The organism is Pseudoroseomonas cervicalis ATCC 49957, from assembly GCF_000164635.1.
Lineage (GTDB): Bacteria > Pseudomonadota > Alphaproteobacteria > Acetobacterales > Acetobacteraceae > Pseudoroseomonas > Pseudoroseomonas cervicalis.
Window position 1 is genome coordinate 99,335 of record NZ_GG770777.1, and the last position, 11,894, is coordinate 111,228.

11 protein-coding genes are annotated in these 11,894 nt (G+C 70.7%); 3 read left to right on the plus strand and 8 right to left on the minus strand.

Features of this window, described 5'->3' with window-relative positions; all coding sequences use genetic code 11:
• The coding region (locus HMPREF0731_RS00415) for a peptidylprolyl isomerase (protein WP_007001991.1) at positions 1 to 1,522 on the minus strand (1,522 nt) is incomplete at its 3' end.
• Positions 1,523 to 1,650: 128 nt separating this feature from the next.
• Here HMPREF0731_RS00415 and tpiA point away from each other — a divergent pair.
• The 3 genes from tpiA (at position 1,651) to HMPREF0731_RS00430 (ending at position 6,145) form a co-directional block, all read left to right on the plus strand.
• Complete coding sequence (gene tpiA, locus HMPREF0731_RS00420) at positions 1,651 to 2,385, plus strand: triose-phosphate isomerase (RefSeq protein ID WP_211207891.1); 735 nt, start codon at positions 1,651 to 1,653, stop codon at positions 2,383 to 2,385.
• Positions 2,386 to 2,639: 254 nt separating this feature from the next.
• Positions 2,640 to 4,043, plus strand: coding sequence for a dipeptidase (locus HMPREF0731_RS00425; RefSeq protein ID WP_007001993.1), 1,404 nt, complete (start codon positions 2,640 to 2,642; stop codon positions 4,041 to 4,043).
• Positions 4,044 to 4,204: 161 nt separating this feature from the next.
• Complete coding sequence (locus tag HMPREF0731_RS00430) at positions 4,205 to 6,145, plus strand: M10 family metallopeptidase (RefSeq protein WP_007001994.1); 1,941 nt, start codon at positions 4,205 to 4,207, stop codon at positions 6,143 to 6,145.
• Positions 6,146 to 6,189: 44 nt separating this feature from the next.
• Here HMPREF0731_RS00430 and HMPREF0731_RS00435 read toward each other — a convergent pair whose 3' ends face one another.
• The 7 genes from HMPREF0731_RS00435 to HMPREF0731_RS00465 all read right to left on the minus strand — a co-directional run.
• Positions 6,190 to 7,254 carry a threonine aldolase family protein gene (locus tag HMPREF0731_RS00435; protein ID WP_007001995.1) on the minus strand — a complete coding sequence of 355 codons (1,065 nt, stop codon included), beginning with the start codon at positions 7,252 to 7,254 and terminating at the stop codon, positions 6,190 to 6,192.
• Positions 7,255 to 7,292: 38 nt separating this feature from the next.
• Complete coding sequence (locus HMPREF0731_RS00440) at positions 7,293 to 7,478, minus strand: hypothetical protein (protein WP_007001996.1); 186 nt, start codon at positions 7,476 to 7,478, stop codon at positions 7,293 to 7,295.
• 83 nt (positions 7,479 to 7,561) lie between these two features.
• Positions 7,562 to 8,050: a type II toxin-antitoxin system RatA family toxin gene (locus HMPREF0731_RS00445; protein ID WP_007001997.1), complete on the minus strand. Its 489-nt coding sequence runs from the start codon at positions 8,048 to 8,050 to the stop codon at positions 7,562 to 7,564.
• Entirely contained in the window at positions 8,050 to 9,063 is a 1,014-nt protein-coding gene (lipA, locus tag HMPREF0731_RS00450; protein WP_007001998.1) for a lipoyl synthase, read from the minus strand. Before lipA ends, HMPREF0731_RS00445 begins: the two co-directional genes overlap by 1 nt.
• Positions 9,064 to 9,176: 113 nt before the next feature.
• Positions 9,177 to 10,574: a dihydrolipoyl dehydrogenase gene (lpdA, locus tag HMPREF0731_RS00455; RefSeq protein ID WP_007001999.1), complete on the minus strand. Its 1,398-nt coding sequence runs from the start codon at positions 10,572 to 10,574 to the stop codon at positions 9,177 to 9,179.
• 73 nt (positions 10,575 to 10,647) lie between these two features.
• Positions 10,648 to 11,127, minus strand: a complete 480-nt coding sequence (locus HMPREF0731_RS00460) for a GNAT family N-acetyltransferase (protein WP_007002000.1) — start codon at positions 11,125 to 11,127, stop codon at positions 10,648 to 10,650.
• Positions 11,127 to 11,894: 2-oxo acid dehydrogenase subunit E2 (locus HMPREF0731_RS00465; RefSeq protein WP_040611801.1), on the minus strand; the 768-nt coding region annotated here is incomplete at its 5' end. The genes HMPREF0731_RS00460 and HMPREF0731_RS00465, both read right to left, overlap by 1 nt.

An 11,894-nucleotide genomic window follows, 5' to 3' on the forward strand; every position in this document is an offset into this window, starting at 1 on the left:
GCAGGGCGGCGGCGCGCTCCTCCTGCGCCCGGCGGCGGGCATCGGCCAGGTAGGCGGCGCGCACCTGCGGCTCCACCGTCTCGAAGGGGCGCAGCGCGGCGGGGATCACCTCCTGCAGCTCGAAGGCGAAGAGGGCGGTCTGCCCGGCCTCGGCCAGGCGCGGCATCTGCCCCTGCTGCGCGGCGAAGACGGCGCGCAGCGCGATGTCGCGCGCCTGGCCGGAGAGCGGCAGCGCCGCCTGGGCGCCCTCGGGCGTGCGGCCGGCGGCATCCACCACCGCCTGGGCCACGCCCAGGCCGAAGCGCGGCGCGAGCTCGGCCAGGCTGCCGCCGGCGGCCAGCGCGTCCTCCACCTGGTTGGCGCGCTCATAGGCGAGGTCGGCGGCGCGCTCGCGCTTCACCTGCGCCTCCACCTCGGGGCGCACCGCCTCGAAGCCACGATCCTCGCCGGCGGCGATGGCGGTGACATGCACCACATGCCAGCCGAAGGGGCTCTGCACCGGCTCGCTCACCCCGCCCTGCGGCAGGGTGAAGGCGGCCTCGGCCAGCTCGGGCAGCGGCAGGCCGGCGCGGTCGCTCTCGCCAAGCTCCGTCGCCTGGCCGCCGGCCGCCTCGGCCGCCTGGGTGATGGCGGCGAAATCGGCGCCCTCGCGCCACTGGCGGGCCAGCGCCTCGGCCTTCGCGCGATCCGGCAGCAGGGCCTGCTGCAGGCTGCGGCGCTCGGGGCGCTCGTAATGGTCGCGATGCGCCTCATAGGCGGCGCGCAGCTCCTCCTCGGTGGCCTGCACATCGCCCATCACCGTCTCCGGCGACAGCACCGCCAGGGTGACGCGGCGATACTCGGGGGCGGAGAAGCGGTCGGCATTGTTCTCGTGGAAGCGGCGCAGCTGCGCCTCCTCCGGCGCGGCCGGCTCGGGGGCGGCGGAGAAGGGCAGGCGCACGATCTCGGCCAGGCGCTGCTCGCGCTCCCAGGCCAGCAGCGGGCGGGTCAGCGCGTCCGGCCCGGCGGCGCCGGCGCGCACCGCGCCCACCATCTGCTGCCGCTCCAGATCGGCGCGCAGCAGGGTGAGGAACTCGCCCTCGCTCAGCTGGTTGTTGCGCAGGAAGGAGTCGAAGGCGATGCGGTTGAACCGCCCATCCGGACCCTGGAAGGCCGGGATGCCCCAGACATAGTCGCGCACGGCGGCCTCCGGCACGGCCAGGCCGAGATGCCGGGCCTCCTGCCGCTGCACGCGCTCCATCACCAGCCCCTCGACGGCCTGGCGGGTCAGCGCCTCGCCCATCTCGGGGGTGATCTCGAAGCTGCCGCCGAGCTGGCGCTGCACGCGGCCGATCTCGCGGCGGGCGGCGGCCTGGGCCTCGGGCACCTCGATGGCGTCCCGGCCCACCCGGGCGACCGATGTGTCGCTGCCGAACTGGCGAACGATGTCCTCGATGCCCCAGACGGCGAAGGAGAGCACCAGCAGCGCGAAGAGGATTTTGGCGAACCAGGTGCCGGCGAGCCGGCGGAGCGCAGTGAGCATGGTATTCCGCGACAGTGAAGGCGGGCGGGACCATAGGGAAAACCCGCCCCGTTGCCAAACATCCCCGCCGCCTGTAGCGCGTTTGCCCCGGAAGAGAGACCCAAGAGGAGCCGAGCATGACCCCTGGTGTGCGCCCGCTGATCGCCGGCAACTGGAAGATGAACGGGACCCTGGCCGAGGCCATCGACCTGGCCCGCGCCGTCGCCGCCGGCGAGGCGCCGGGTGTGGACCTGCTGGTCTGCCCGCCCTTTCCCCACCTCGTCCCCGTGGCCGGCGCCCTGCTGAAGAGCGAGGTGGCCCTCGGCGCCCAGGATTGCCACGCCGCCGCCTCCGGCGCCCATACCGGCGACGTGGCCGCGCCGATGCTGGCCGATCTCGGCGCCCGCTACGTCATCCTGGGCCATTCCGAGCGCCGCGCCGACCATGGCGAGAGCGACGCCATCGTGCGCGCCAAGGCCGAGGCGGCGCTCTCCGCCAAGCTCGTGCCGGTGGTCTGCGTGGGCGAGAGCGAGGCCCAGCGCCTGGCCGGCGAGGCCGAGGCGGTGGTGGCCACCCAGCTGGCCGGCAGCCTGCCGGACGGCTTCGCCGCCGCCGGCGGCGTGGTGGCCTATGAGCCGGTCTGGGCCATCGGCACCGGCCGCACCCCGACCGAGGCCGACATCGCCGCCATGCATGCCCGCATCCGCGCCGAGCTGCAGCGCGCCTTCGGCGAGGCGGGCAGCAAGCTGCGCATCCTCTATGGCGGCTCGCTGAAGCCGGGCAACGCCAAGGCGATCCTGGCCCTGCCGCATGTCGATGGCGGGCTGATCGGCGGGGCCAGCCTGAAGGCGGCTGATTTCCTGGCGATCGCGACGGCGTACTGATCAAAGAGAAGCTCCAGGGGAATGAATTCCCCTGGACCCCTTCTTTTTTCTGTCAGGCTGCCGCCGTCCTGTTGTGCGGCGGGACGCTGCACTCCGCCGGGCCGCTGCCTTCTGCGTCCCGCCTTGATACCGCTCCGCGCTGCCGCATTTTGCGCTGGCCCCGCCAGGGCCGCTGACAGAAAAAAGATGGGGGTTCGGGGGAATTCATTCCCCCGACCTTTTCCTTCTCTTTTCCCAGCGCGACACTCCCTTCCATGAGCACCGACCAGACCGCGCGGGTTCTCGCCGCGCTCGATTCCGCCCGGGCCGAGACCGAGGCCAGCCTGATCGAATGGCTGCGCATCCCGAGTGTCAGCGCCCAGCCCGCCCATGCCCCGGATTGCCGCCGCGCCGCCGAATGGCTGCTGCGCGAGCTGGCGGCGATCGGCTTCACCGGCCGGCTGCGCGAGACGCCGGGCCATCCGGTGGTCATCGCCCACCATCCCGGCACCGGCGCCGCGCCGGGGGCGAAGCCGGTGCTGATCTACGGCCATTACGACGTGCAGCCGCCCGAGCCGCTGGAGCTGTGGTCCAGCCCGCCCTTCGAGCCGGTGGTCTCCGAGGGGCCGCGCGGCCCGCGGCTGGTCGCCCGCGGCGCGGTGGACGACAAGGGCCAGGTGATGACCTGGCTGGCCGCTTTGCGCGCCTGGCACACGGTGGCCGGCGGCCCGCCGCTGCCCGTCACCGTGCTGGTGGAGGGCGAGGAGGAGATCGGCAGCACCCATCTCGACGCCGTGCTGGAGGAGGAGAAGGCGGCGCTGGCGGCGGATTTCGCCCTGATCAGCGACACCAACATGTGGGCGCCCGGCGTGCCGGGGCTGACCGTCAGCCTGCGCGGCCTGGCCTATGTGCAGATCGACCTGCGCCAGGGCGACCGCGACCTGCATTCCGGCCTGTTCGGCGGCTCGGCGGGCAATGTGCTGAACCTGCTGACCCGCATCCTGGGCGAGCTGAAGGACGAGCAGGGCCGCATCCAGATCCCCGGCTTCTATGACGGCGTGGCCGAGCCGAGTGCCGAGCAGCGCGCCGCCTGGGAGGCGCTCGGCTTCGACGAGGCCGCCTTCCTGGGCGCGCAAGGGCTGTCGGTGCCGGGCGGCGAGGCCGGGCGCAGCGCGCCGGAGCGCCTCTGGGCCCGCCCGACCGCCGACATCAACGGCATCTGGGGCGGCTATATGGGCGAGGGGTCCAAGACCGTCATCGCGTGCGAGGGCCATGCCAAGCTCTCCTGCCGCCTGGTGCCGGGGCAGGATCCGGCGAGGATCGTCGAGGGCATCCGCAGCTTCGTGCAGTCGCGCCTGCCGGCGGATGCGCAGCTCAATCTCCAGGTCTTCGGGCTCGCGCCGGGTGTCGCCATCCCGACCGATTCGCCGGCGGTGACGGCGGCGCGCGCCGCCCTCGAGGAGGAATTCGGCCGGCCGGCGGTGCTGTCGGGCGGCGGCGGCTCGATCCCGGTGGTGTCCAGCCTGAAGGGCATCCTAGGGCTCGATAGCCTGCTGATGGGCTTCGGCCTGGATGACGACCAGGTGCACAGCCCGAACGAGAAGTTCGAGCTGGCCTGCCTGCACCAGGGCAGCCGCAGCCATGCGCGGCTGCTGGGGCGCCTCGCCACCCGCGGCTGAGACTTGGCGCGGCCGGGGCGATCCACCCCGGCCGCGACATTCCGTCAAGTTTTCGAGACATCTCCCCTTTGTGCGCCTGGGCTGCGGATGCTTGCATGGGCGCGGCTTGGCCTGGGCCACCGCCGATCGCGGCAGGGGGTACCGGCGGGGGGGGATGAGTGATGAGTCTTGGCTTCAGGGTGCCCGGGACGGGCGACCGCAACATCGATGCCGTGCTGTGGGGCGTGCGCTGGAAGGCGACGGAGCTGACCTACAGCTTCCCCGAGGATGCGGACGGCTATTCGGGCGAGGAGCCCAACATCGACCTGGCGGAATTCCAGCCGGTCACGGCGGACCTGGCCGATGCGATCCGCTTCATCCTGGAGACCCAGTTTCCCGCGGTGGCGCAGCTCACCTTCCGCGAGGTGGCGCCCGGCAGCGACAGCATGCTGACCTTCGGCACGCTGACCAGCGAGGAGACGGCGCATGCCAACATCCCGCGCTTCAGCCCGGACAGCTATGCCGGCGACATCTGGTTCAACCAGCAGCAGTTCAACCTCGCCCCGATCGGCAGCTACGCCTATTTCACGGCCATGCACGAGATCGGCCATTCGCTCGGGCTGAAGCACGGGCATGATGGCGGCAGCCCGGTGGAGTATGGCGTCAGCACGCTGCCACTGACCGCCGACCGGGACAGCGTCGAATTCTCCATCATGACCTACCGGCCCTACACGGCCGCCAATTTCGAGTACTACACCATCCCCGATGGCAGCTACCCGCAGACGCCGATGATGTATGACATCGCGGCGCTGCAATACCTCTACGGCGCCAATTACGAGACCAATGCCGGCGACACGGTCTACCGTTTCGACCGGGACACCGGCGAGATGTCGGTCAATGGCGTGGGCCAGGGGGCGCCGTCCGCGAATGTCATCCTGCGCACCATCTGGGATGGCGGCGGCAACGACACCTATGATTTCTCCAATTACGAGGCGGATCTGCGGATCGACCTCTCGCCCGGCGGCTGGACGGTGCTGGGGACTGAGCAGCGCGCCACGATGGGCCAGATGGAGGTCGCCCAGGCGCATCTCTACAACGCGCTGCTCTACCAGGACGATCCGCGCTCGCTGATCGAGAACGCCATCGGCGGCAGCGGCGATGACACCATCTTCGGCAACGGCGCCGACAACCGGCTGGAAGGTGGCCTCGGCACCAACATCCTGGACGGGCGGGGCGGCTTCGACACGGCGGTGATCGCCGCGGCGCTGACCGACATCACCTACAGCTTCGAGGGCCGCTACCTCGCCTTCGAGCGGCCGGACGAGAAAGGCGACCTGGCCATCCGCATCGAGGCCTTCGCCTTCAGCGACGGCACCGTCATCCGCGACGACGGCTTCGCGCTGCTCGACGATCTCTACTACTACACGCAGAACCACGACATCTGGCTGGCCGGCGCCGATGCCGAGGCGCATTACGCCGCCTCCGGCTGGCGCGAGGGGCGCGACCCCAACGCCTTCTTCTCCACCGCGGTCTATCTGGCGATGAACCCGGATGTGGCCGCGGCCGGTATCGACCCGCTGCAGCACTACCGGGAGTTCGGCTGGAAGGAGCTGCGCGACCCCTCCGCCGCCTTCGACACCGGCGCCTATCTGGCGCGCTACACCGATGTGGCGGCGGCCGGGATCAACCCGCTCGAGCATTACCTGGCCTATGGCCAGGCCGAGGGCCGGCTGCCGCTGCCGGTGGTGGGCGAGCTGAACGTCATCGGCTTCGACGCCAGCTACTACCTGCTGTCGAACCTGGACGTGCTGCAGGCCGGGCTGAGCGCCTGGGGGCACTACTCCACCCAGGGCTGGCGCGAGGGGCGCGACCCCAACGCCTATTTCGACACCAGCCTGTATCTGGAGAGCAACCCGGACGTGGCGGCGGCCGGCATGGATCCGCTGCAGCACTACCATGAATCCGGCTGGCGCGAGGGGCGCACGCCCTCCGAGCGCTTCGACGGCGCGGCCTATCTGGCGGCCTATGCCGACATCGCCGAGGGGCAGTACGATCCCCTGCTGCATTTCCTGAAATACGGCCGCGACGAGGGCCGCCTGGCCTTCGCCGACATGGTCGCCTGAGCCGGGCGGCGGGGCGGGGAAGACCCCCGCCCCGCCCTGGCCGCTCAGCGGCCGAGCACGGCGCGGATGGCGTCCAGCGCTTCCTCGATCATCGGCGCGGTGACGCCGAGATGCGTGCAGGCGCGCATCCGCCCGCCCAGCAGCGAGAGATGGATGCCCCGCAGCCGCAGCGCCCGCTGCAGCCCGGCCGCGTCCTGCCCGGTGCCGGAGACGTCGAAGAACACCAGGTTGGTGTCCGGCTCCTCGACCACGATGCCCTCGATCTGGCGCAGGCCGCGCGCCAGGGTGCGGGCATGGGCGTGGTCCTCGGCCAGGCGGTCGACATGGTGGTCCAGCGCGTGGATGCAGGCGGCGGCGCAGATGCCGGCCTGGCGCATCGAGCCGCCGAGCCGCTGCTTCCAGCGCCAGGCCTGGCCGATGAAATCCTCCGACCCCGCCAGCACGGCGCCGAGCGGCGCGCCCAGCCCCTTGGTGAAGTCGAGCCACACGCTGTCGAAGCCGGCCACCATCTCGGCCGCCGGGATGCCGCTGGCCACCACCGCGTTCATCAGCCGGGCGCCGTCCATGTGGGTGGACCAGCCCTGCTCGCGGGCGATCGCCACCACCTCGTCCAGCCGCGCCTGCGGCCAGACGGCGCCGCCGCCGATATTGGCGGTCTGCTCCACCTCCAGCAGGCGCTGCGGCGGGGCGTAGCGGCCGCCGCCGCGGATGGCGGCGCGCAGCGTCGCCGCGTCGAACATGCCGCGCGCGCCGCGCAGCGGGTTGATCTGCACCCCCGCCAGGGCGGCATGGGTGCCACCCTCGCTGGTCAGGATGTGCGCGCTCTCATGCGCCAGCACCTCCTCGCCGGGGCGGCAATGCGTCAGGATGGCGATGACGTTGCACATGGTGCCCGAGGGCAGGAACATCGCCGCCGGCTTGCCCAGCAGTGCCGCCATGCGGTCGCACAGCGCGTTCACCGTCGGGTCGTCGCCATACTGCTCGTCGCCCAGCTCGGCCGCCATCATGGCCTGCTTCATCGCCGCGGTGGGCAGGGTCTGGGTGTCGGAATAGAGGTTGATGCGGACCGGCGGGGCGCCGGCGGGGGGGCGGGCAGGGGCGTGCACCATGCGGCGTGCCTTTCACGGCTGTCCTGGCGGGGTGCGACTCACTCGTTCATGTCGCGGATGCCAGCCATCAGGCTGCGATAGAGGCGCCATAGCGTCCAGAGGGCGACCAGCACCAGCAGGCCCCAGAGCAGGGCTTCGGGCACGGCCTGCAGCCAGGCGGGGCCGGAGGGGCGCGCGACCAGCGCGGCGCCAAGCAGGATCAGCAGGAGAAATCGCAGGATCATCGCGGCGCAGAATGGCAAAGCCGGCGCCGCGCGTCAGCAGCGCCGGCCTGGCCGCGCGTCAAACCCTGCGTGAAGCCGGCGGCTCAGCCGCCGGCGGGCTTGGGTTGCTGCGTCGCCGTGGCCGCCGCGGCGGCGCGCCCGTCGCGGCCATAGAGTGCCATGGCGCGGCGCTCGAAGGCGCGGACCATCATCCGCACCGCCTCGTTGAACACCATGCCGATCACCGCCTGCAGCAGTGCCGAGCGGAACTCGAAATCGACGAAGAAGTCGACCTCGGTGCCCTGCTCGACCGGGGTGAACTTCCAGGTGTTGTTCAGGTAGCGGAAGGGGCCGTTCTCGTAGCTGACGCGCACCTCATGCGGCCGGTCCAGCGTGACACGCGAGCGGAAGCTCTCGCGGAACATCTTGAAGCCGATGGTCAGGTCGGCCACCAGCTCCGTCTCGGTCTGCGAGATCACCCGCGCGCCGACGCACCAGGGCAGGAATTCGGGATAGCGCCGCACATCGGCGACCAGGTTGAACAGCTGCTCGGGCGTGTAGCGCAGGATGCGCTTCTCGGCATGGGTCGGCATCAGGCGGCGTCGACCTGCTGGCCGGCCCGCAGCCTGGCGTTGCGCGCGTCGCGCAGCTGCGCGAAGTCGCGGTCGGCATGGTAGGAGGAGCGGGTCAGCGGCGTGGCGGACACCAGGAGGAAACCCTTGCTGCGGGCCATCTTGGCGTAGTCCTCGAACTCCGCCGGCTCGACGAAGCGGTCCACCGCCGCGTGCTTCACCGTGGGCTGCAGATACTGGCCAATGGTCAGGAAGTCGATCTCGGCGCTGCGCATGTCGTCCATCACCTGCAGCACTTCCATCCGCGTCTCGCCGAGCCCGACCATGACGCCCGACTTGGTGAAGACCGAGGGGTCGAGCTGCTTCACCCGGTCCAGCAGCCGCAGCGAGTGGTAGTAGCGCGCACCGGGGCGGATGGTCGGGTAGAGCCGCGGCACCGTCTCCAGATTGTGGTTGAACACGTCGGGGCGGGCGGCCACCACCACCTCCAGCGCGCCGTCCTTGCGCAGGAAGTCGGGTGTCAGGATCTCGACCGTCGTGTCCGGCGCGGCGGCGCGGATGGCGGCGATGGTGGCGGCGAAATGCGCGGCACCGCCATCGGCCAGGTCGTCGCGGTCGACGCTGGTGATCACCACATGCCGCAGCCCGAGCTGCGCCACGGCGTCGCCCACCCGGCGCGGCTCATCGGCGTCCAGCGATTTCGGCATGCCGGTGGTGATGTTGCAGAAGGAGCAGGCGCGGGTGCAGATCTCGCCCATGATCATCATGGTCGCGTGGCGCTGCGACCAGCACTCGCCGATATTCGGGCAGGCCGCCTCCTCGCACACCGTCACCAGCTTGTTGTCGCGCATCAGGTTGCGCGTCTCGTGGTAGATCGGGTGGGTGGGGGCCTTGACGCGGATCCAGTCGGGCTTGCGCTTGATCGGGTTGTCCGGGCGGTGCGCCTTCTCGGGGTGGCGCAGCGGGCGCGGCGCGGCGCCGGCATCCGACACGGCGCCGCCCGCCCGGTGGTCGATCAGAATACGCGTGGCCATGCCTGCTCCTCCGGCGGTGGCGCCGATGTCCGGTCTCTATATGGTGAAGCGGCCGGGTCTGGCGAGGGGGGCGGTGCCGGCCGGGGGCGGCGCCCCCGGGCCGGGCCGGCCGCTCAGATGTGGATCACCCGGCCATAGGCGTCGAGCACGCTTTCATGCATCGCTTCCGACACGGTCGGGTGCGGGAAGACGGTGTGCATCAGCTCCGCCTCGGTGGTCTCCAGGGTGCGGGCGATGGTGTAGCCCTGGATCATCTCGGTGACCTCGGGCCCGACCATATGGGCGCCGAGCAGCGCGCCGGTCTTGGCGTCGAACACCGTCTTGACGAAGCCCTCCGGCTCGCCCAGCGCGATCGCCTTGCCATTGCCGATGAAGGGGAAGCGGCCGACGCGCACCTCATGCCCGGCCTCCTTGGCGCGGGCCTCGGTCAGCCCCACCGAGGCGACCTGCGGGCGGCAATAGGTGCAGCCCGGGATGTTCGACACATCCATGGCGTGCGGGTGCAGCCCGGCGATGGCCTCGACCGTGATGATGCCCTCATGGCTGGCCTTGTGGGCGAGCCAGGGGGCGCCGGTCAGGTCGCCGATGGCATAGACCCCCGCCTCGCCGGTGCGGCCATATTCGTCGGTGACGATATGGGTGCGCTCGACCTTCACCTTGGTGCCTTCGAGGCCGAGATTCTCGACATTGCCGACGATGCCGACGGCCGAGATCAGCCGGTCCGCCGCGATCTCCTGCACCTTGTTGCCGGCCTCGACCACGGCGACGATGCCGTCGGCGGTCTTGCGCACGCCCTGCACCCGGGCGCCGGTGATCACCTTCATGCCCTGCTTGGTGAAGGATTTCTGGACGAAGGCCGAGACCTCCGCATCCTCGACCGGCAGGATGCGGTCCATCACCTCGATCAGCGTCACCTCGGCGCCCATGTTGAGGTAGAAGGAGGCGAATTCGCTGCCGATGGCGCCGGAGCCGATCACCACCAGCTTCTTCGGCATGATGTCCGGCTGCAGGGCCTCGCGGTAGGACCAGATCAGCTTGCCATCCGGCTCGATGCCCGGGATCACGCGGGCGCGGGCGCCGGTGGCCAGGATGATGTGCTTGGCGGCGATGTCGGCGACGGGCTTGCCGTCCTTGCCGGTCACGCTGAGCTTGCCGGGGCCGGCCAGCTTGCCGCTGCCGTCGAAGACGGTGACCTTGTGCTTCTTCAGCAGCCCCTTCACGCCGGAGGAGAGCTGCGACGCCACCTGGCGGGAGCGCTTGACCACCTTGGCGAAGTCGTAGCGGACATTGTCGGCGGCGAAGCCGTACTGGTCCAGGCTGTGCAGCAGGTGGTTGATCTCCGAGGCGCGCAGCAGCGCCTTGGTCGGGATGCAGCCCCAGTTGAGGCAGATGCCGCCCAGATGCTCGCGCTCCACCAACGCGACCTTCATCTTCAGCTGCGAGGCGCGGATGGCGGCGACATAGCCGCCCGGGCCACCGCCCACCACCACCAGGTCGAACTGCTCGGCCATCGTCTTGCTCTCCTGTCCGCGCCCGGCGCGGTGAGATGATCTCGGTCTTCCCCGTCCGGCGGGGGAGGCAGGCTCAGCCGGCCAGCGCGCGCAGCGCGTCGCCGGAAAGGCGCTGGTCGGTCCATTCCTCGCGCCCGACCGCGCCGATCCGCCGGTAGAAGGCGATGGCGGGCTCGTTCCAGTCGAGCACGTTCCATTCCATCCAGGCATGGCCCTCGTCGAGCGCCTTGCGGGCGAGGGCCTGGAACAGCGCCCGGCCGATGCCGAGGCGGCGCTGCTCCGGCTGGACGAAGACATCCTCGACCCACAGCCCCGCCTTGCCGGCAAAGGTGGAAAAGGTCTCGTAGTAGAGGGCGAGGCCGACGATCTCGCCCTCGACCTCCGCCAGCATGCCCTTGATGCGCTTGGTGGCCAGCGCGCCGTAATAGTCCTGCGCGCTGGCCACGACCTCATGGCCCAGCTTCTCATACTCGCCGAGCGCGCGGACCAGCCGAAGGATCTCCTCGGCGTCGCGCGGCCTGGCCTCGCGCAGGAAGAAGCCGGGCGCGGCCATCAGAGCATCAGGCTCAGCGGATCCTCGACCACCTTCTTGAAGGCGGCCATCCACTCGGCGGCCAGCGCGCCATCGACGACGCGGTGATCGACCGAGAGGGTGCAGGTCATGACGGTGGCCACGGCCAGCGCCCCATCCTTCACCACCGCGCGCTGCTGCCCGGCGCCGACCGCCAGGATGCCGCCCTGCGGCGGGTTGATGATGGCCGAGAAGCTGGTGACCCCGAACATCCCCATGTTGGAGATGCTGAAGCTGCCGCCCTGGAACTCCTCCAGCTTGAGCTTGCCGGACTTGGCGCGGGCGGCCAGGTCCTTCATCTCGTTGCTGATGGCGGCCAGGCCCTTCTGGTCGGCCTTCTTGACGATCGGCGTGATCAGCCCGTCCGGGATCGACACGGCCACCGAGATGTCCACGTCGTGGTACTGGATGATCGCGTCATCGGTCCAGGAGGCGTTGACGTTCGGGTACTGGCGCAGCACCCGCGCGGCGGCCTTGATGATCAGGTCGTTGACCGAGAGCTTGAAGGCACCCGGCCCGTCCTTCGGCGCGCGGGCGTTCAGGTCGGCCCGCAGCTTCAGCAGCGCATCCAGCTCGATATCCATCGAGACGTAGAAATGCGGCACCGTCGCCTTGCTCTCCGACAGGCGCTTGGCGATGACCTTGCGCATGGAGGAGTTGGGCACCGCGGTGTGCGGGGCGGTGATGGCGGGCGCCGGCGTCTTGGGCGCGGCGGCCGGGGCAGGGGACGCGGCAGCGGCGGCCGGGGC